Consider the following 20,190-nt stretch of genomic DNA (forward strand, 5'->3'; position numbering starts at 1 on the left):
GCAGTTTTCTTGAGCAGAATCAAAGCCCAGTTTTATCGTTGGCGATCCCGGCAGGACTGACAGAATATCGGTAAATCAATCGGTTGTGGCTCAGGTTAGTCAATTTCAGTGCAATTGAACCGCTTAGAGATTTTTGGCGATTGCCTAACCTATTTCGCTCGCCGGGGCGGTCGATCTCGACCGCAGCACAACCGCACAACCAGATAAATCGCTTTTAGATTGTCAACGGAACAAACGAAGGCCGCCTTAGTCGGCGACGCCTTCTTGGCGCGCCAACCGTCTTGTCCGACCCTCATTTTTCTGAAGCGACGCCCTGCGTATGCGCGCTGCCAATCGTATTTGTGTTGCCAACCAGATTCGGCGGCACACCCGGCAACAATAGCGCCGACTGGCTCAGGCCGGGGCGCGATCTTTCCCTCCATCGGAGGCTGTTCGTGACTATTCGGGCAAAACGTCATGCTTGGGCAAGGCGTATCCTGTCGGATACGAGCTTGACCGGCTTCGACAGGCATCTCGCGCTGGCGGTCGCCGGAACAGACCGGCGTGGAATCGTAATCTGCCAGGCGGATGGCGAGTTTTTCTTCGAGGCAAGACCGCAATATGCGGCCAGCCTCGCCGCTTCCTAACAACCATAAGGATTGAGATGAGAATTATTGGACTACGCCCTGCGCGAGCGGGTGCGGGAGCTATTGCCCACGTCGATGTCGAGACGGCCGAAGGCATCAAGATTTACGGCGTGCGTGTTTCGCGAGCGCCGGACGGTTCGTACCGCGCGTTTGGTCCTGACAATGAGCGTGGCCGCACCTGTGCATTCAACCACGACATCGCCAACAAGATTGCCCACCTTACCGTCGTAGGACTGTCGCAGAATGAACGTCTCGCAAGCTAAATCTACCAATACCGACCCAATCCCGACTGACGAAACCCGCGACCTTACCTTCGGCATCTATGACGTCCTGACCGACCAAGGCCACTGCCTCGCTGACGTTGTCCTTGCACCGGCCGGGGAAGATGGCGAGCCGGATTGGGCAACGGCCGACCCGGCCAACGTTCGGAAGCTCCCTGTCGTCAAGGGTATGCGTGGCGCTGGCGAGTTCACGATGATTAGTGGCCTGCCAGGGTCAGGAAAGTCCGTCATCGTGACCGACCTTGCATGTCACATTGCGGCCGGCCTGCCATGGATGGGCAGGAAGGTGAAGCAAGGCTTAGTTGTCTACGTGGCGGCCGAGCGCAAGAAATTGACCGAGCGGCGCATGCTGGCCTTCCGCAAGAAGCACGGCGTCAAAGACCTTCCGCTGCTCGTGCTTGGTGGCCTGATAGATATGACCACCGGCACCCTTCACGCGATGGCGATTGCCATGGCAGTGAAGAAAGCGGCTGAGATAACCGGCCTGCCTTGTGTTTGGATTATCGTTGACACGTTGACTCGCACCTTCGGGCCGGGAGACCAGCATCAATCGAAAGACATGGCGAAGTATGTCCGGTCCTGCGACACGATTATTGCTGAGACCGGATCGCACCTGACTGTGGTGCATCACACCAGTTGGGCAGGCGAACGTGGCAAAGGCGCCATTGACCTGGACGGCGCGGTTGATGCGTCCTTCATGGTCAAGAAGAACGCGGCCGGCCATGTGCTGGAGTGCGACGGCACCGACGACGGCGAGGAAGGCGTTATCTGCAATTTCCGCATGGAGTCCGTCGGCCTCGGCACGGATGAGGACGGCGAGCCGATTACCGCGCCCGTCGCGGTCAAGGCGGCGGACGTCGCAGGATTTGCCAAGACCGCGAGCCAAACGGTGCAGGCCAAGGCAGAGACCGAACTTATGGACATCCTGACCGAGCTTTCAGGAGGCGGGCGTCCTGTCGGCGGCGGCATGTGGCAAGCGAGGTATCACCAGATGCATCCCGACGTGAAGGGGAACACCATCGCGTCAAGGTGGAAGAGGGCCGTCAAGGCACTTGAAGAGGCAGGCCACGTCACATCGTCCGGAACCCCGAAGATCTACGTTCCGGCCTTGGTGCAAAATGAGGTGCATGCACCTGATGCACTTGCACCTGCACCAAGCGACCATTTAAGCGGCTAGGTGCAAAGGTGCAGGTGCACCCCCCCTTTAGGGGTTGCACCGATGCACCTGCACCTGCCGATGGTGAACTTGAAGATGAACTGTCGAGACAAGGAGAGGCGGGGGCCTTCTCACGCTCTCCAACCGGGCGCACTTAGCTACCCACAATCGCAGACGTCATCCCGCAAGTTTTCAAAAAGTGTGCAGCCGGAAACCGGCCACGCCAAGAGCCGACAACAGCCAGGTACGTCACGTCACGAGAGATATTCCCCCTGTGAACCGCTCCCAGCTAATTCCAGACCTCCACAAGGCCGGCGATACCATTACGCTGCGCAACATCAACGCGTGGTCAGAACTCACCGGTAAGGCCCTCATCGCCGATAACGACAACCATGCCGCACCAGCGCGGCCTGTCAATAAACCCGCTACGCCCGAGGGGCACCATCGTCGAAACCCTGATGGAGACGACGAGCGCCGAAGACCTGATGGCGATGTACGAGGAGGATGAGAAGGCGAAGAAAGGTCCAACCTTCGAAAAGAAGCTCCCCCCGTACAGCGCGGCCGTGCACGTCGAGCGTTTCCGCCGCCCGCGTAAGGCCAAGGCTTCGCCAGCCCAAGTTAATACCCAGACGGTCGAGGACGTCATGGTGCGAGGTATCGACGAGAGCCGCCTCAGGGCCAAAATGGGGAAGCACGCAGACGTGTTGGATGCGGTTCTCGATGACAATACAGCCGCTGAGATCGGCGAGCTGGTTGCCGGTCCAGGTAGCAGTAAACGCTTGGAGGGAATCGGCAAACAGGCGGTAGTTCGCGCCGCGCGAAAGCTAGCTGAACTTATGGCTACCTAGCGGTTTGCGCCAATCAACGGTCTCGTTGCAAGAGATATGAGGCCACAATTTGTGGTCCACGTGACGTGCAAGACTTTGACGCCGGTTTCGGCCGGCGTTGCTTTGCCGGCCCCGAGCCGTGAAGCCGCATGCGGCTTATTTTTCCCACACCGTAATCGACATTTTTCATTGAGGAGAAGAAAACGTAGCGAAACTCGCCGACGTCCTCGCCGCGGTCGACTCCCTTGGATTCGATCCCGCACGAGTCAAACATGTTGCCCGGCGCCTCTCTGAGGCCGGGAAGATCCCTTCGGGAGGTCCCGCGAGGTCACCAGACCTGAGCGAGGATGATGTCCTCCGCTTGATTATGGCTGTGGCAACCTCGCCCAAACTTCGCCAGGCAGAAACGTCTGTCGAGACCTACGGAGCGCTGGCACCTGCTGGCGCTCATATTGCCGGCGATGCGCCAAACTGCATTCCGCGAAATGCGGCCGATGCCATCGCGGTCGAGGTCGAGATGGCCCGTAGAGGCGACATAGCGGCGCGGCATTCCTTCCTGACTTTTGTCCGGTCGTGGCCGGAAATCGTGATTGAGCGCCGTGGCGATTCCGTTGTGCGCTTCCGTCAATCGGGGGCGAATGCTGCGCACTGGGCTCACGATGGGCATAGGACCGCAACCACAATTCCGGTCGCTGCAACGCGGCATTCTTGCTGACGGACGGGCTTTCATATCTTGAAGGCATTCCACGGGATGTGAATCTCATTAAGGCTCATCGCCTGCATCGGTTGAATGCCGTGCTGACTGCGACTGGTCCGGCACGGTTCGGCGAATGGATGGCGGGGCGGCTCGCTTATAAGTCATTTGATGATTTGATCGAAACCGCTGAATTGGAGGTCACTCTTCATTTCCAGCGCTGCGCGCGCGAGTATTGCAATGGAGATGCGGTATCTTGCGTCGTGCTGGCTGGTTGGCACGAAAAGGAAGATCGGCCAGCGATTTACTCTATTGAGCTGGAGACGGCAGGCAGCCCGCAAGCATTGTTGGTCAGACAGAACGCCGACTTTGAGGAAAAGCACGTTGCGACCAGTTTGACAGAATTATCTATCATTGCGATGCCGCCGACATCGCGCGAGGAATTTCAAGAGGCAGGCTATGACCTGATTGCCGACGTGGAGAAGGTCGACCCAGACTCTTATCTGCTGCACTGCATGGAGATCCAGCGTCGCAAACGCTTCGATGGGCGCCACGTTGTCGGCGGCCATGTCATATTGACAACGATCACGGCAAGCGACGTGACGAAGCGCGTCGTGCCAACGACGAACGGGGTGCCTAGCGGGCGCTAACGTTGAATGCCCCCAAAATGATCGGCACGCGGTGCGCTTCCGGGCGGAAACATCACCGCGTGCCTCCAAAGCTCAGTCTGTGCGCCGGCAACCCCCACCGCCGGATGAGGGGTTGCCTTTTTTACGAGCTTCAGTTTTTCCCGTATGCCGTGTCGACCTGACGAGAAGCTGACGGCCGCGGCGAACCTTCGAGGCTCAATGTGCGAACAAGAGCGCGGCGACGGCGGCCACGGTGAAGAGCCCCGCCGCAATAGCTACCGCGCGTACCACAATTTCATTATCCATGAGTGAAGGTTAGCCGACGTTTAGACCTCGCGCCTGTGCAATTCGTGCCAGGATCGGCGAGCACATATGCGACCGGCCCCTGGGATTCTTATCTGATTTTAGTTTCGGACGAACTTCGTCCGAAACTACTTCTCGGAATGTAGCGGTCAAGCCGATGGCTCGTTCTCGTTCAGCACATCCACAAAACGCGCGTGTAGTGTTATCTCGTGCTTTGATCCGTCAAGCAGAACACGAACGCGGTAGCGTGTTCCGCCAGATCCGAGAACAACGCCATGTCGGCCGGCCATTCTGGGACCCGCCGCTGCGTTCACGATGATCCGTTGCCCCTTCACCATCTCGTTTTTGACGAGTGTGAGGTCCAGTGGGTTCGGCAGGCTGCGTCTGTTTGGCGGAGGCATGGTGGAAACTTAGCGCCGCCGGACGCAATTCAAGGCGTCTCCTCGTCGTACCAGGTGGTTTGCGATCAGTAGCCTGACAGCCAAGACGGCGAAGGCGATAGTAACAATCTCGCGGATCATTTGGACCTCGAAACGTTCATTTACCTCGCAAGACCATCAAATCGTCAAGCCATGTTGGCTGAGCTGCTGTCAGTCGCGGTGTCACGGACACTCAGCGAGCAATAGAAGATTGTTTGGATGAATGTCATCCGCCGCCGTCTTGATGTACTTGTACCCCTCGTGCGTGGCCCACACGACATCAACTCTGCGGCCGTTTTCTTCGACATAGAACTCCCACTCGTTGCTCTCGATGTCTCGGATAGCCTGATCGATGGATCGCTTCCACGGCGTACCGTCGGGGTTTGCCCCGCCAACATGTGAGATTCTTTCGTGAGGGTTCTTTCTGTCCGTCTTGTTGACGTAGCGAATGCGTGCGCGTTTGGTCATTCACGTCTCCTGAATCTGGCAAAAGGCTGAGGACCAGCCTAGTCCACGACGGTTGGATTCGGCGGCCACCAGTCCTGGTAGGTGCGGTGCAGTCCTTTTCCCTGATACAACTTCGCGGCTCCCGGGACCCTACCGTCACCGCGGGAGCGCGGTGGTCCGCCTTGCCATTCAAGGTGGCCGGGCCGGCCACTGAAGTTAGCGGCGCGTGATAGGGACAGCGCTTGCGTGCTTGCGACGCCCCAAAGCGCCGAGTCACGTTGTTGCTAATTTCAATGGCAGTGCGGGCGCGATAGGGACAGCGTCGGGCTACGCAATACACCGACGCCGAGTCGCGTCCGCGCTGTTTTTACTAATTGTCACCGTGTAACGGGCTAGCGTCGGTGCAGGCGCTACGTCGAGCCGTCAACTTTATGGCGTGGCGCCCTTGTCCAGCGCGTCCGCCAGCGTCGTTAGAAACGGATGATGCCAATCATATTCATCCGACAGCAGCCAAGCCGGTAGGCTGGCGACGTAGCGGCTCAGTGCGATGGCGCCAGCAAGCGTTGTCGGTTTGGAGTGGATGAGCACGTCTCCGTACTGGTCGAGAGCCAACAACCGCTCCTCGCTGATTGCCTCGGCGGCGTCAAATTCGGGTCCTTCGACGAGTTTTGCGGATATGGATGCAGCGGCATCGTGTTGCGCGGAAAGCCCGCGGTGATGCTCAATCACCTCAAAGATCGAATCTAATTCAGTCGCATGGCGCATTTGCCCCAGACCAAATGAGATCGACACCTGCCGATCCTGGTAGGTGCAATGGAGACCATTGGTCGATACAGCTTGAGGGGCATGCCCGTAGACTCGCACTCCGCGCGGCATGTGCTTGGCAGCGCGAGCGCGGTAGGGACAGCGTTCGGCTATAGCCCGCGACGATCATGCCGAACCGATTGCAGGCCGTTACAGGGCAGTCGCCCATTTCAGCATTCTGTGTTTTCAGGTCCTCGGTAAGATTTTTGATGCTCGCGTAGCGAAAGTCGCCGTGCAGCTTACAGTAGATCGGGAAGGCCTCGTTGTTCAGCGCCTGCTTCGCGGCGTAGCTGCCTTCCAGATGAAAGGGAGCAAGGCTCTTGCCCGTAACCTCGGCCACGGCGCGTTCGACGACGACGGTATCGAAATTGGTCGTGAACACGACCTTGATTGCCCCCATGCTGAACAGCCCGCCGAAGATCCTGTGACCGACGGTGAGCGACGATACTTTCTCGGAGAGCTTGGCTTGGAGATAACGGCTTTGCCGTTCGAGGTCGGCGCCGAAGATCAGTTCGAAACTTCGGCTATAGGCCGTGGGATCGCTCGACGCGGGAAAGCCGCGTGACATCAGATAGGATTCGATCTTCTCGCGAACCGCTGCGTTTTGCAGATCGTTCGACGAAACTTCCTGATGCTCTTCGGAGCAGTAGTAGCGTCGCTTCAGGTCCCAAATGATGTCCCAGGCTGTCCGGAGACCTGCACTTTGGGACGTGCCAGCACCTAGCATCCAGGCAAACATGCCTGGCGCTTCCGTTACAATGCGGATGAACTCTGCTTGCTCCATAGGTTCAGGCTAGCTTCGCTTGGCGCGTACAACCAACGATAAATAGTCGCCCGTTCTTTAATCGCGGGCAGGGTGTCAACCCCGATCGACAAAAATGATCCCCTGCCGGGTTCATGGTTCTTTCCGCGGTCGTCTCTATGCAGTGAGCGCCGCATGATGGCGTTCAAGAAGTGTGGCATCTCGATGTTAAGAGCGCGGTGCGTTACCGCCCGCAGGGGCGACTTCGAGATTGCCAACACCTTCGTCCCGGCAGGGACGCATTTTCCGCCGAGGCGGATCTCGGTTGGTTAAGGCTGGTTCAAGCGGCGCGCATCTCTGCCTGGAACTCGGTGCCATCGGTCCAGATGGCATGGAGGATGACAGCCATTTTGCGAGCGAGAGCAACCTTGGCCTTTTTTGTGCCGATGCGTTTGGCCAGCTTGCTGCCCCAGCGCTTGAGCGCAGAATCTCGCCGGACGACGGTCAGTAGGACGTTCGCGGCCTCGAACAAATAAGTTCGAACCTGGTGGTTGCCACGCTTGGAGATGCGGCCAGTGTGATCGATCTCACCGGATTGATAACGTCTTGGTGTCAGGCCTAAATAGGCGCCCACGTCGGCGGAATGTCTGAAGCGAGTGGGGTCGTCGATGGTAACGACGAAGGACAGGGCAGTCAGGGGACCGATACCGGGAACGGTCATCATTCGCCGAACCGTTTGGTCGCTTTTTGCCATGGCCAGGAGTTGTCGATCGAACTTCTCAATTTGCTCGGTCAAACAGGACTGGGCAAGGAGCAGCGGTGCGAAAATCTCTTGTAGATCCGGCGCATCAGCAAGCACGGCGTCGACTTTGCGAGCCAGGTTGGTCGAGCCGGCCTTGCCGAGCACTATTCCCACCCCCTTGCACAGACCTCGCATTTGGTTGTCAATATCTCGCCGCAGATTCACCAGCTTGGTTCGAGCCGCCAGCATTGAGCGGGTTTTCCAGCTCTCTGCCCCCTTCACGGCAGCTTCTCGGTACCACCCCATGCGCGCCATTTCGGCTAGCCCCTTGGCATCGTTCTGGTCCGACTTGTTGATGCGCATCGATAACGCTGCGTTGGCATGACGTGCATCAAGGCAAATCACCGGAAAGCCCAGCGCTCTGAGTTGGTGCCAGAGCCAATTGGATAGCGCGCCCGTTTCGAAAACGATCCGCTCAGCATTGCCGGCATCCCGCCGCAAGAGTTGAGCGATCGCCTCCGGATCGGTGGACACGCAACCTTCGAATGACACGTCGCCGCTCTTGTCCAAAACGCAAATGCTGGTCTCTTCCATAGAGATGTCCAAACCAACGTACTGCTTCATGGAGCTGCTCCCTTTCGATAATCTGCTGAGGCCGATCCTACCGCCCCTCGTGTCCTCAAGAAGTCGTCAGCCGCGATTACGCCATGTGAAGAATTCGGAAGCGATTGATCCGTCGCTGTGATTTGGGAGGGCATCGAACTGCGCCAGAGCTATCTGCGCGTGGCCAAGCGCGCCGCCATCATGGTGGGGCGAGCTGGCGTATGGTTTCAGTTAATGCAGCAATCTGCGCCCGAAGGTGAAGCAATCTGATCGGCTGCCTTTCTTGACCTTTGATGAAGCCGGCGAGCACTGATTTGCGCGCACAGAGAACAGACCCCAACCGGAAGACGGGCAGCTTCGACGTCTCGGCCAGATAATATACTTTGCGCCGAAGCTCGCGTGATCCGAACAGATATTCGGCGATTGCGGCAGCACCCTCTAGTATGTCGTCAGCACGTAAGTTTAAGCTGGCGGCGTTCGGCTCCATGTGTCCTCCCAAGTTGTGTTGGTTAGTCCTCGGCGGCTGCAAAGGACATTCCCGAGCAATAGATGGGAGTGTTCGCTTGAACCTCGCTGGCGCAGCCTTAAACTCGACCTGCCAATATCAGGTAACCCCACTATCCTGGCACGCCTTGAGCTTCGATAAGCGGGCCGAAGGAACGCGCTCATTGTCTTTTTTTGGTAGGTCTGAAGTCAAAGGTAAAATGCTGCATTGCGGAAGGTTTCCAACCATTCCGAAGAAGTCGCCTTCCAGACACACGCTCGTATGGCGAGCGGCCGTTCTGCTCGCGCCTTGCTACGCAGCGGTTTCCGCTGCGTCGGCGGAATCATTCTGATCTTCCGGTGCGCAGTCGAAGGGGAGTGTCAATTGGGAACGAAACCCAAATAGCGGCAACATGCACAGGTGAAAGATGAGCCAGCATGCATAGATCGCATCATCTCCGTACGGGTCACCATCGCTGAGCAAGCCATGCGAAAGTCGGTTGCGCAGATTGGGGCCGATCTTCGTCAAAAACACATTCTCGATGTCCGCGACAATTGCGTTGCCGAACACAGCGAGTAGCTCGGAGCGCATCGGATCGAAGAGCGATGAGATTGTACGATCTTCCTGTGTCTTTGTCGCGTCATCGAGTTTCGAGACATCATGTCCGGAACTCTTAAGCACATGCCTAAGCGATTGTTCGACAAGAGGCGTTAGAATGTAAATTGCGCCGACAAAATCGCCCCGGAAGAACCGAGTGAAGCCGCGGGAGTAAGTCATAACAAGATTGAGCGGTACGAAGGCGCTATGCACCAGCAACTGCTCGAACACCTCATCGGCGACATAGTGATTTCGGGTAATCGTCTGGCGTGCGATCTCGGCGGCAGATGCCGCGATGTGTCGACGAATAGTTTCGCCTTGAGCTATCTGGCGTTCGACGGCGGAGGCGTCTGCACCATCGCCAAACCCAGCACCTTCGCTCCGGTGCACAACCTTACCCTCACGGTCGTGGTGCGAACTGCCAAAGAGCGATGACAACGGGTGTTCCCGGATGGTATCTCGGGCTTCCTGCTCAAGCGTTGCCGGATCTGGAGATCTGCTGAGTGCTGCGAAAGAGAACAGCTTGTCACGCAACGAAGCGTGCTGCATCTGCTCTTCGACCTGCCTCGCCAATCCCTCGAAGTCTGTGGGAAGAGCGAAGCCCGACATTTCGTCGGCAATACCAGCCTGAACATCGATCAACCCGTGCCTCAGCTCCTTTGACCGCTCCTTCGTGCCCGGGACGCCGTGGAGCTCGGCAATCGCTTCGGTAAGGGTCTGGGAGGCCAAAAGAGCCATTGGCTGGCTGGCTGCGATGGCGACGAGTTGGTCGGCGGCAGCTATTTAGGTACGATGCTGATCGTCGGCTCGCTTGGCGATACGATAGGCACGCGAGGCCATGCGCCAAAGCTTGACGATAGTGTGGGGATCAGAACTCGCGGGAAGCCTGGCAATCAGTGCCTCAATCTGGCTACCAATCTCGCCGGCATCGCCGACGCCGAAATCGAGAGCAAGATGGCCAAACCAGAGGGACGGCACCATCAATCCTTGCTCAAAAGCCCTAACCCTCAATGCCGTTACAGTATCTCGCGCTGCTGGGCCTGGCTTGACCGCTCCAATGGCACGGCCGATCAGGAGTGCGCGACGCAGCAAGTCGCGGGCGTCGTACGTAAGGACGCCGCGATCATCCTCGCCGCGAAAGCGGAGCTCATCCACATCGACCTTCGCGACGATGTTGGCATAGGATTCGGCGGCTACGGCCGCGAGCTGGGCCTTGGGATCGACGACCCAACAGATGTCCGCAAGCCGCGCGCGGAGGACCGGGTGCGTAGCGCGTCTTGCCATCTCTGCCAGTACCTCAGCAGGCGGACCGCGAAAATCGACCGGAAGTGCCGTGCGACGACCATCGGCCGTAACCATCAGCGCGCCGAAGGGCTCGTTCGGCTCTTTCGATCGAAACATCATCCCGGTGGCGGCCGTCAGCATGTGGAAGACGCGCGCCGCCGCTGTGTCGGGCAATTCACCATTTGAACCTATGGGCCCGCCAGCGGCGCTAAAGAGGTCCGACAACGTCGAGCTGTCCGCGCTTTTCGATCCGGCCACCGGAGCTTCGAAGTGGAAATCAATGAGGTCAGACAGGGTCGCTCTAGCCCAAGGCGGAGGCAACGGGTTCGGTGCGCTCGCGTCTTCCGATGTATTGTCGGCAGATAGATCCTCCATGGTCCTCTCGTTATCAGCTAGGGAGCCCGATGCAAAGGAGCTATATACAATCCGCAATCACCTCGAGCACAGCTATCTCCGGGTACACGAAATCCTGATGCGCAAACAAGCTAGCGCACCGCCCGATCCCTGGGCGGACCGGTTAGCCTATTCGGTCGCGCGCAGCGAGTTGAATGCCAAGACCATTCAACTCTATCGTCTTGCCCGCGCCGGTCTGATCTATCTGGCGCTCGGCATGCATCAGGAAGAGGCCATGCGCGACCGAGCGGCACCGAAGGGCCTCAAGATGCCCGATGATCCTGGATCGTTGGTCTGACAAGTGGAAGGTCTGAGGTCAGCCCGAGCACTGGCTTCGGAGCGCCGGTCGGCATCCCGCGATCCGCCGGGCTTGTTCATGCAATCTTGGCGGGTTAGCATTCGGAAAATTCAAGATACGGCGAGGGAGGGCGTGAGCGTGCCGGAATTGTGGACGGCGCTACCAGTTGACCCGCCCCCGGTAATGCCACGGAATACCCATGACGAGAAAGCTGCCTCTTACAGATTTCCGCGCCATTAGACATCAACTTGAACCAGATGATTTTGCCATCAGTGATGGAGACGATATTGCGCCGACCGACTTGATTGATGAACAAACATGGGCCGGCATCACTCATCTTACCGACGACGTGGCCATTCGCACATCAGACCACAATGGCATCCGGCTAAGTCTCCTTCACAGCCTGTGGAGCGACTGGATTGTTGCCATCGGAGATCCCGATCATCCCGACGAGCTCTATAGCTGCATGCTAGATGCCGCTGATGCCTTTCAGTGCGTCAATTTTCTTCTGTTGCACGGCTACTACCGAGCCGCCATGGCAGAACTTCGCGTGGCGCTCGAACTGGTTATGATAGGTTCATATGGCAATCTAAAGCCGGCCGATGCCGACTACGTCACATGGAAAACCAGCGGCTCAGAACTGGGCTTCACGCGCGTGAGAAAACGGCTGCACGGGATACTGACTGAGGAGCAATGCAACTGGCTGCTGGCTGACGGCGAGATTCTCAGCATGACGTTTCGTCAGTTATGCAATTTTACTCATTCGCGTCCCGATTCAAGCGATGGCGCTCTCTGGGAGAGCAACGGTCCAGTGTACGTGCATGATGTATTGATGCGCTCGTTCTTTACGGTTCTGAGTGTTTATACAGTTTGCTACTTGCTCGTCCGGATCGCTCGCCCGGGCTTTATCCTACCCAAAGATAGCCGAATTCTTTTCGAAGAGAATTGGCTGCAGAGCCGCGAAGCTATCGCCAAGGCTTTCGAGCAGCTTTTCAAGGAACGAGCGAGTTATGGCTGATCTGCCGGGACTAGTCAATCAATTGGGCAATCTAACGGTGCTCGAAGCGGCGGAGCTTTCGAAGATGCTTCGCGAGCGACTTGAAGGTCCGCCCAAGAGAAAGCATCTAAGCTTCAATGAGGGTAAGGTATGTGATGCGATTGTGCGCCGCCTCGAAGAGCGCGAACAGCAAGTACGTGCAAACCTCCGTTGGCCTGAGCAAGAAAATCACCAGCACCCTGTCGAGGTGGTCTTTGATCTGGGCAGTCAGCTTTATGCGCTCGAGCATACCGGCATCGAGCCGTTCGATGGCCACATACGCATGGAGGCACAGACCGAGAAGCTCTTCGCACCTATCACGACCGCGCTTAAAGATGCGCTCGGAACGGACGCTCTGTTCGAACTCTACCTGCCGATCAATTCGCTGAATGGTCGCAAGCCAGCGCAGCTCTCGGCGATTCAGCAGGCAATCATCGGCTGGGTAAAAGAGGCCGCGCCGACGATCCCGCAGCGTCCCTTCCCGGACTACAAAGGAAACGGTGTCGGCCCTTCGAGACCGCCGAATGTGCCATTCGGTGTGGCCCTTTGCCGCTTCGAGCCGCCAATCGTTCCGGGCACGCACTTCCAGATCAGGCATACGATAGACGATATCGAGAAGCTGCGCGCGGACCGGATGCAGGCTGCGATCGACAAGAAGTTTCCGAAACTTGCCGCGTGGAAAGCGAACGAGGGGGCCAAATCGATTTTAGTGCTGGAGCAGAACGACATCCAGCTTACCAATCCCTCCATTGTGGCTGACGTCTATCTACCGTTGGCCAAGGCGCGCGAAGACCGGCCGGATGAAACCTATCTGGTCGCATCATGCATGAGCCCTAATTGGTGGATGTGGCCAATCTTGATCGGCGATCGTTCATACTACGATTGTGCCAAGAGCGATGATCCGAGCTTCTGGGAATTTGAGCCATCCAAGCTTGCTACGCTGACGGAGCGGAGTCAGCGGAGAAGTACGAATTCGATTCCCAGAGGCTTCAAGACGATATCCAGGACCCCTTCGCTGTGTTCCCAGCCACCACAATATTCGGGTGACAGCGCTATCGTCAGAACGCTGATTTTGCCGCTACCCAAATGAGCGCCGACTGTCTTCATCGTATTCGATATGTATGCCTCGGACATCATGCACCGGGCAGGTTCGTCGTCGCCTCCGTGCCAGAAGAAGTAACCAGTAGTCGAGGTTAGATGGCACATGCCAGAGATCGCAATTCATATGGGTGCATTTTGGCGTCGTGCCCTTACCATGGGTCGCGAAGTAGGCGGTGTCCATCGCGCTTTCGAACACGGCCAAGAAAATGGATAGATAATTATCCCAGCCGAACAGAGGGAGCGGCTGTGGAATGTCCTGGTGTTTGACCTTGCGCGCCAGATACTCATCGATGCGAAGGCCCCAATCGGGCGGCAGGTTGTCCAGCCATGTCGTCATCCGGCTGGCAAGCGTGTCGTAGTGCTGATCCATATGAAAGAGCGAATACGGCTGTTTCGGATTGATATGTTGCAGCCAGCACCACAGCGCCGCGCGATGGTTGTCCATCACGTACACATTCTGACGCTTCCACAAGAAGTTTTGGGTGAAGGCCCCGGAAGGGCCGCGAAACGGGACCAGCCATTCGCCTTCGGATGCTTCATCAACGTACCTCAAGTTCGAAGGAGCCATGGAGCGGGGCAATTCAGGTGCAATGCTCCGATCGCGCGTCCAGACCCTTCGGCTTCGCAGGCATGATGTGGGGGCCGGAAACGACGACGAAGGACATGGCGGGCGGGCTAGCTCTTGTCTTCGAATTCCTCGACTGCGGAAACATATCCCTGGACATAGATCTCCGTCTCGCATGCGCCCGTGCTTGACATGAAATCCATGCATATCTGATCCGGTGTATTAATGGCCAACTGAAACTTCCCTCGGTCGCTATTCCGTTGGAGATCGACCACATTGCCGGAGCCGGGAACAAGCTTTCCCCCGTGTTGCGGAAGCACGCATCCTCGGACAGCTCGCGGCTGGCAGAATGGACTGTGACCATCAGAAGTGCCTCCCGATGTTATTCGGAAAAGCTGAGAGCTTTGCACGCGGGCCTGTATTGTCTTTTTTGGCTTCGGCACCACGATGAGGGTCAGAACGGCGTCATCCGGAATTGGATAAGCGGATTTCGGCTCCTTGAATACGAAGGACTTCGAGTCGAGACTGACGCCGATAGGCGTCTTTCGAAAGCGGAATGGGATGATCTGAATTTCTCCGACCGCATCACCATTTAGTTTGACGGGCTGAGTGAGTGGACCGAGGTCAATCAAGAGCGACGAGTTTACGATGGCATCTTTGCCAAACTTGCCCTCCATGGTCTGCTGGTCATCTGCGCGCAGCTTGATCGTCAATGGGAAATCGGTCTGCTTTCCCTTGAATAGAAGGCCGCCTGCAAGAATGACAAACACGAACATCGCCGCCGGTCCGCCAAATTCGAACACTGTGCCGTAGAGTTGTCCCTTTACCGAACCGATCGAACGCAATACGCCGAAAAGGACAACGGCACAGACGAGTGCCAGAAAGAGCAGCAGCAGGTAGTAGGCCTGGTCTCCGAAGGCGTTCGCCGCCAGCGTGTCCAGGTGGCTGACCAGATAATTCCCCACGACAAGTGCTAACAGCGCCGCAACCAGTGCGACCACCGCATAAAATGCAGGGGAGGCCGGTTGCCGTGGAACGGGCGGCTTTGGATGCGCAGACATCATCGCTCCCCTCCGGGATGGGCACAGGCATTTTGCCTCTTGCTTGGCTGATCGCAAGACCTATGAGTGGCTTCAACCCAAAATTGTTCCTGCCGCCGATACCTCGTGCTCGGGAAAACCCGGTGGGGAGCCGCGATTTGGAAGCTGCGAACCAGCAGCCCGATGGCGCGTCCGCTGCGCGGACCGGGCTCTATGGGTTGCGCCCACCGAGTCTTCGCCTCGGCCTTCGGTCACGATCCCATCGCGCAAGATCTGATGTGCGTCTCGCCGGGGGCACTCGGGAAAGCGGCTCGCCTGCGGCGATCGCTATCACTGCCGCGTTCCCGGGTGCCGCTTTAACCGGTCTTCTCTAACCGGGGTTGAGACGTCAAGTACGAAATCTGATCCAATTACCGCATTGTGGTTGTGCCTTCCGAACCTACCGTGGTGTCAAAGCTATCCGGCGATCGCGCTTCTCTTCGAGGTCGGGATCCCCGCCTCATGATGATGTTCGTGAAGAAGTGGCGGGACCATCTCGGGGACGCAGTCGCGGAGCGATTTGCTCGCGCTGCAGACCGGTTATCACCCTCGCCATTCCTCGTCCTACCGGACTCCTTGACAGCCTTTCGGCCGTGTTCTGCTGATCAGTGCATTCGGATGTTAGGCTGCCGCTGCGACCTCCGATCTTTCCCACCGGAAGTCGCTGCCGTCGCACCACATACGGTGCAGGATGACGGATATCTTGCGAGCCACGGCTACCAGCGCATTTTTCATTGAACTACGCTTAGCGATGCGGATGCCCCACGCCTTCAACGAGCACCACCGTTTAGTGTTGACCATTAATGAGTGCGCGGCTTCAAAGAGGTGTTCTCGAGCAAAGGCATCGCCGCACCGGGTGATGCGCCCGTTGTAATCGACCTCTCCCGACGCGTATTTGCCTGGGGTCAGTCCAAGATGGACACCAACATGCCGTGATTTACGGAAGCGGCCTGGATTATCGATAGTCGTCTTGAATGCCAAAGCTGTCAGGGGACCAACGCCAGGAACCGTCATGAACCGACGGCAAGTAGCATCGCTCCGAACCAGGCGCCCAATCAGGCGCGTCAACACGCGTGCTTGTTCGCCGAGCATGCGCCGGGCTTCGAGCAATGGAACGACGAGGGCCTGTAAATCTCCATCAGCCACGATCAGCCCGCGGACACGTTCTTCAAAGCGGCTTTGGCCGATAAGCCCCACTTTGAATCCGAAGGTTCGAAGTGCCGCCCGAATATGATTGTTGAGGTCGCGTTGCTTGTCGAGCAGGCACCGGCGACTGCCCATCAACGCGCGCAGCTTTTGGCTGTCTTCAGATTTGATGTGAACCGCCTTAAACCACCCTGTTCGCATCATTTGCGCAAGCGCACGAGCATCGTTGCGGTCCGTCTTGACAGTTTGGGCTTGCATCACGCTCTTTGCGTGCCGGGTCTCAACACAAATGACGGGTAATCCGCCTTCCGAAAGCCCCTTGTGCAGCCAGGAGGAACATTGGCCGGCTTCTAGCCCAATGCGCTGCAAAGCGAAGCGGGTATTTCTCAGCCAGGAAATTAGCGCCTCGGGTTCGGTATCCGTCACTCCTTCCCGGACGATATTTCCATCTCGATCAACGATGCAGATCGCGGTGCGCTTCAGAGACACGTCGAGTCCAGCGAAGTAATTCATCAGGATCTCCAGCTCATCTTGTTGGGCGAATCGATCGACGTATTATGCGCCCGAGAGGTCGGTGCCCGGTTACTTCATCTCGTCGCTGCACTCGTCCCGCATGCCCCTTCGGGTCGCTATGCTCACGCGGCCCGGGTGCCATTTCAGGTGGGCGATGCGCCTTTGGCGCACGCCGAGCACCTTCATGGTGCGTTACCATCGCAAGAGGCTGACGGTACATCGTCCACGGTTGGTGAGCGCGCGAACAGTTCGTAGGCCTGATTGCGCAAGTCGTCATCGATAGCGTTCTCCCTATCGACATACTTGATCACCAAATCGACTTGCTCTTTCGAATTGCGCGGCAATCTGTACACTTCTTCGAGCTGCGTTGGCGTCAGATAGCGGGCAAGATGCTTGTGCGGATCTGGCGGCGTCTTCCAGTTGCGAAGCCAGTTTCCCATCATGGCTTTCCAGAACATGAGCTTGTCGGCATTGATCTTGCGCCGAATAAGCGCGTCGTAGTCCCGTAGTGCCACGAGCGCATCTGACCCGAGTTCATTGCTCATCCAGCCATGAAACCGCATCGCCCGCGCGCGATAGTCGAGAAAAACGTTACGAAGGTCAATTTGCTCGGGCGACGCGTCGATGTAGGTCTGCATAGCTTTGCGCCCACTACCGAAACGGTCTGCATAGGCGTCAAGTACCCGCAGCAGTAGAGCCTTGCAAATAACGAAGGTGGCGGTGCTGGTGCCCTCGGAAAAGCTCCGGACGATGTTCCAGCCGGCTGTCACCGCATGGAGGTGGTGCAAGGCCACACGAAGGCCGATCACGAACTCATGCAATCCGTCCGCTCCGAAACATGCGATGCGCGTCGTTTCGTAGTCCAGCATCGGATGCAGCTTATGGACCCTGCGCGCATGATCAACCAACGAGGCCGCGGCATTCGCGGTAGCGAACAGCTCTTTTTGAATCCGGCGCTCGGTTCTGCCCGAGTCGTTCTCCCCGCCTGGGCTGAAATATCCTGAGTCGTCCGAGAGCGCGGCTGTCTCAAAGCAATCGATCGCAACCAGCAGATCCTGGATGCATTGTTCCAGAATTGAGAGGCTCGTGCGGTAGGAGTCGCGACGTTCCGCAAGTGCAAATCCCTTGTGCTCGCGAAGGATGGCACGAGTGTGCGTATCGTTCAACCGGATCACTACCTCCGCCAGTTCTTCCGGCAGTGGAGCCGCGCTCTCGGCCACGGCGACACGAATTCTCTCGCGACGCTCGGCCTCGCGCTGTTGCTGCCGTCGCCAAATTTCGTCGATCTGCTCGAGTGCAAATTTCTGCAAGTCTATTTCCGCTCAAGAGTGCGGCGATTGGGACACAACAGCCGCTCCACGAAGCCGTACTTTACCGCCCTCCGATCAGAGCTGGAAAGCCCTCCTTGAGGCGACCGGGGCTTTATGCCATGAGGCATTTCGTGCCGCTGCCGCGGCGTGAGGCTTGGGGCGCCGCCCTCGCGCGGCGCAGGGGCAGGCCCTCCGGGTTTTGGCTCCCCCACGCTTCGCGCGGTCCCCCCAAAAATCTTGCTGCGCAAGATCCCTAACCCTTGCGCCTTGCGCACCCGCTGCTCGCCGCGAGGCAGGGGTTATGGCGGCTTTTTGCCGCGCACAACCCCTGCCAACTAGGAGAACAACCATGAGCAACAGAAAGAACATCCCCGCCGAAGCCCGCAACATCGTGATGGTGCCGCTCGGCAAGTTGAAGAAGTCGCCGAAGAATGTACGAAAGACGCCGCACACGCCTGCGGAGATCGAAGCGCTCGCCGCCAGCATCGCCGCACTCGGCATGCTGCAATTTCCCATCATCGAGCCCGAACTCGGCCCCAAAGACAAACCGACCGGCAATTTTCTGGTCAAGGCAGGCGAAGGCCGCCGCCTTGCGCAATTGCTTCGCGTGACGCGCAAGGAGATCAAGAAGGACGAGCCGATCCCGTGCATTCTGGATGTCGAGCACAACGCGACCGAGATCATGGTCGGCCCCTTTCAGATCTCGATGATGAGCTTCTCGTTGAAATCTGGATTGTCCCAGGTGCGCTCGCGCGGCAGCCACGGGCCGTAGCCTTTCGCGTTGCTCACGACGCGGGTCTCGCCGATCACGGCGTCGAAGGATTCGTGGGTGTGCCCGTAGAGCCAGAGGTCTGCGGGCCGCAGGGCGCCGCGACCGTCGTCTGGCGCCGGCACCATCAGGTCCATGAGGTCGCTATAAAATGCCGCGGTCAGGAGCTCGTCCGGCTTTGGCGGGTCCGACAGGCGCACCTCTGGGCGCCGGCAGGCATGGTGGGTCACGATCACAAGGGGACCGGGCCGATCCTTGCGGAGCTCGGCCTCAAGAAAGACCCGGGACTGCCGGTGCCGGGTCAGTGCGTGTGAGGGTCGGAAGCGCTGAGCGTAGCGGCGGGTCCGGATCTTCTTGAAGTCGTTCATGCGGTCCCCCGCGATCGCCATCTCCCGGGGCTGATCTCCGAACAGCGCGAAGTCGGTCCAGAGCGCGCAGACCACGAAGGTCACGTTGCCGAAGCGGACGGTCTCGTTCTCCAGCGCGTGCACGTTCGTGCCGGCCGCGGCCGCCTTGGCCTTCTCGAACGTGCGGTCGATGTCGGTGCCGTAAGCTTCGTGGTTGCCGCTGCAGTAGATCACCGGCCTGTCTGGTACTCGATCCTGCAACCACTTCACTCCGCGCTCCATACGCGGGATCAGGTCGCCGGCGACGATCATGACGTCGAATCCTGGCCGCGCGTCTCCGGACGGCAGGTCCCAGCCGCGGGTGAGTTCGATGTGGAGGTCGGACATGGGCCAAAGCCTCACGGCGCTACTCCTCGACCGAGGGAGGCCGGATCGACCTCCGTGAAGGTGTCAGTGTCGCGGTCGTAGCGGCGGCACGTGACCTGGCTCCGGTCGCCGGCGACGTAGCTGACGATGTAGATGTTCTCGAGCCCCGGCTTGACCTCGACGGGAGGCCGACCTTCGGCGTGCACCGCGCACCGGGTGGTCAGCCAGTCGCTGCCGTGTAGCCGGCCAGGCTCGCCGCACAACTCGCAGCAGGTCGCGCTGCGGGCTTCCGCCAGCGCGATGGCTTCTTCGACGCGAATGGTTGCATCCTGAGTCAGTCTGCCATCCCAATAGACCCGCAGGGTGCCGTACTTCTCCTTGATCTGGCTGAACTTGAACGTGCCGCCCTTCCGGATCGCGGTCCGGATGCGGGCGCACAGCCGGCCAAGCAGATCATGCCAACCGGGGCCGCACTCCGGGGCGCCTTGGGCCGAAAACACGTGATCGCAGGAAGGGGCGAAGAGGTCGCGGTGAACCTCGATGAGCTCGACCTTCCAGTTTCCGACGCTGCCCGACATGAACGACCTGAACACTACCGTGAACGAAATAGGAACATTCAAAGCAGCAAG

General features: G+C 58.4%; 22 protein-coding genes. 8 read left to right on the forward strand and 14 right to left on the reverse strand.

The window, feature by feature from the left end; translation table 11 throughout:
- Window positions 1-491: 491 nt before the first annotated feature.
- The 3 genes from ACKWRH_RS06800 to ACKWRH_RS06810 all read left to right on the forward strand — a co-directional run bounded on the left by ACKWRH_RS06800 (window position 492) and on the right by ACKWRH_RS06810 (window position 2,911).
- Entirely contained in the window at window positions 492-626 is a 135-nt protein-coding gene (locus ACKWRH_RS06800) for a hypothetical protein (protein WP_445219846.1), read from the forward strand.
- A 243-nt stretch (window positions 627-869) separates the two neighbouring features.
- Window positions 870-2,084, forward strand: coding sequence for an AAA family ATPase (locus ACKWRH_RS06805; protein WP_445219847.1), 1,215 nt, complete (start codon window positions 870-872; stop codon window positions 2,082-2,084).
- A gap of 437 nt (window positions 2,085-2,521) precedes the next feature.
- On the forward strand, window positions 2,522-2,911 hold the full coding sequence (locus ACKWRH_RS06810; RefSeq protein ID WP_445219848.1) for a hypothetical protein: 390 nt from the start codon (window positions 2,522-2,524) through the stop codon (window positions 2,909-2,911).
- A 307-nt stretch (window positions 2,912-3,218) separates the two neighbouring features.
- On the opposite strand, the gene ACKWRH_RS06815 is transcribed toward ACKWRH_RS06810, so the two are convergent.
- Window positions 3,219-3,557 (reverse strand): hypothetical protein, encoded by a 339-nt coding sequence (locus ACKWRH_RS06815; protein ID WP_445219849.1) that lies wholly within the window; start codon window positions 3,555-3,557, stop codon window positions 3,219-3,221.
- Between the two features lie 41 nt (window positions 3,558-3,598).
- On the opposite strand from ACKWRH_RS06815, the gene ACKWRH_RS06820 reads away from it, so the two are divergent.
- The gene (locus tag ACKWRH_RS06820) at window positions 3,599-4,234 is read left to right on the forward strand and encodes a hypothetical protein (RefSeq protein ID WP_445219850.1); all 636 of its coding nucleotides are present in this window, start codon (window positions 3,599-3,601) and stop codon (window positions 4,232-4,234) included.
- An 884-nt stretch (window positions 4,235-5,118) separates the two neighbouring features.
- On the opposite strand, the gene ACKWRH_RS06825 is transcribed toward ACKWRH_RS06820, so the two are convergent.
- From ACKWRH_RS06825 to ACKWRH_RS06855, 7 genes are all read right to left on the reverse strand, one after another.
- Window positions 5,119-5,403, reverse strand: coding sequence for a DUF3892 domain-containing protein (locus ACKWRH_RS06825; protein ID WP_445217588.1), 285 nt, complete (start codon window positions 5,401-5,403; stop codon window positions 5,119-5,121).
- 408 nt (window positions 5,404-5,811) lie between these two features.
- Window positions 5,812-6,174, reverse strand: a complete 363-nt coding sequence (locus tag ACKWRH_RS06830; protein ID WP_445219851.1) for a hypothetical protein — start codon at window positions 6,172-6,174, stop codon at window positions 5,812-5,814.
- Window positions 6,131-6,925, reverse strand: a complete 795-nt coding sequence (locus tag ACKWRH_RS06835; protein WP_445219852.1) for a hypothetical protein — start codon at window positions 6,923-6,925, stop codon at window positions 6,131-6,133. The genes ACKWRH_RS06830 and ACKWRH_RS06835 overlap by 44 nt, the downstream gene beginning before the upstream one ends.
- 343 nt (window positions 6,926-7,268) lie before the next feature.
- Window positions 7,269-8,294: an IS110 family transposase gene (locus tag ACKWRH_RS06840; protein WP_445219853.1), complete on the reverse strand. Its 1,026-nt coding sequence runs from the start codon at window positions 8,292-8,294 to the stop codon at window positions 7,269-7,271.
- Between the two features lie 178 nt (window positions 8,295-8,472).
- Window positions 8,473-8,760, reverse strand: a complete 288-nt coding sequence (locus ACKWRH_RS06845) for a hypothetical protein (RefSeq protein WP_445219854.1) — start codon at window positions 8,758-8,760, stop codon at window positions 8,473-8,475.
- Window positions 8,761-9,069: 309 nt separating this feature from the next.
- Window positions 9,070-10,092 (reverse strand): DUF4209 domain-containing protein, encoded by a 1,023-nt coding sequence (locus ACKWRH_RS06850; RefSeq protein ID WP_445219855.1) that lies wholly within the window; start codon window positions 10,090-10,092, stop codon window positions 9,070-9,072.
- 45 nt (window positions 10,093-10,137) lie between these two features.
- Window positions 10,138-11,013, reverse strand: coding sequence for a DUF7380 domain-containing protein (locus ACKWRH_RS06855; RefSeq protein ID WP_445219856.1), 876 nt, complete (start codon window positions 11,011-11,013; stop codon window positions 10,138-10,140).
- Here ACKWRH_RS06855 and ACKWRH_RS06860 point away from each other — a divergent pair.
- The 3 genes from ACKWRH_RS06860 (at window position 11,012) to ACKWRH_RS06870 (ending at window position 13,455) form a co-directional block, all read left to right on the forward strand.
- Entirely contained in the window at window positions 11,012-11,329 is a 318-nt protein-coding gene (locus ACKWRH_RS06860; RefSeq protein WP_445219857.1) for an LA2681 family HEPN domain-containing protein, read from the forward strand. The two genes, ACKWRH_RS06855 and ACKWRH_RS06860, sit on opposite strands and share 2 nt — an antisense overlap.
- 199 nt (window positions 11,330-11,528) lie before the next feature.
- Window positions 11,529-12,347 (forward strand): hypothetical protein, encoded by an 819-nt coding sequence (locus tag ACKWRH_RS06865; RefSeq protein ID WP_445219858.1) that lies wholly within the window; start codon window positions 11,529-11,531, stop codon window positions 12,345-12,347.
- Complete coding sequence (locus ACKWRH_RS06870; RefSeq protein WP_445219859.1) at window positions 12,340-13,455, forward strand: hypothetical protein; 1,116 nt, start codon at window positions 12,340-12,342, stop codon at window positions 13,453-13,455. The genes ACKWRH_RS06865 and ACKWRH_RS06870 overlap by 8 nt, the downstream gene beginning before the upstream one ends.
- Here the strand turns inward: ACKWRH_RS06870 and ACKWRH_RS06875 are convergent.
- The 4 genes from ACKWRH_RS06875 to ACKWRH_RS06890 all read right to left on the reverse strand — a co-directional run bounded on the left by ACKWRH_RS06875 (window position 13,444) and on the right by ACKWRH_RS06890 (window position 18,079).
- Complete coding sequence (locus tag ACKWRH_RS06875; protein WP_445219860.1) at window positions 13,444-14,034, reverse strand: UPF0489 family protein; 591 nt, start codon at window positions 14,032-14,034, stop codon at window positions 13,444-13,446. The genes ACKWRH_RS06870 and ACKWRH_RS06875 overlap by 12 nt on opposite strands.
- Before the next feature lie 107 nt (window positions 14,035-14,141).
- A complete protein-coding gene (locus ACKWRH_RS06880) occupies window positions 14,142-15,095 on the reverse strand; it encodes a hypothetical protein (protein WP_445219861.1) in 954 nt (317 codons plus the stop codon).
- Between the two features lie 636 nt (window positions 15,096-15,731).
- Entirely contained in the window at window positions 15,732-16,769 is a 1,038-nt protein-coding gene (locus ACKWRH_RS06885; RefSeq protein ID WP_445216676.1) for an IS110 family transposase, read from the reverse strand.
- Window positions 16,770-16,951: 182 nt separating this feature from the next.
- The gene (locus tag ACKWRH_RS06890) at window positions 16,952-18,079 is read right to left on the reverse strand and encodes a hypothetical protein (RefSeq protein ID WP_445219862.1); all 1,128 of its coding nucleotides are present in this window, start codon (window positions 18,077-18,079) and stop codon (window positions 16,952-16,954) included.
- A gap of 349 nt (window positions 18,080-18,428) precedes the next feature.
- On the opposite strand from ACKWRH_RS06890, the gene ACKWRH_RS06895 reads away from it, so the two are divergent.
- Window positions 18,429-18,851, forward strand: a complete 423-nt coding sequence (locus ACKWRH_RS06895; RefSeq protein WP_445219863.1) for a ParB/Srx family N-terminal domain-containing protein — start codon at window positions 18,429-18,431, stop codon at window positions 18,849-18,851.
- Here ACKWRH_RS06895 and ACKWRH_RS06900 read toward each other — a convergent pair.
- Entirely contained in the window at window positions 18,776-19,507 is a 732-nt protein-coding gene (locus ACKWRH_RS06900) for a metallophosphoesterase (protein WP_445219864.1), read from the reverse strand. The two genes, ACKWRH_RS06895 and ACKWRH_RS06900, sit on opposite strands and share 76 nt — an antisense overlap.
- 86 nt (window positions 19,508-19,593) lie before the next feature.
- Entirely contained in the window at window positions 19,594-20,139 is a 546-nt protein-coding gene (locus tag ACKWRH_RS06905; protein ID WP_445219865.1) for a hypothetical protein, read from the reverse strand.
- Window positions 20,140-20,190: the final 51 nt, after the last annotated feature.

The organism is Bradyrhizobium sp. Pa8 (genome assembly GCF_052588265.1).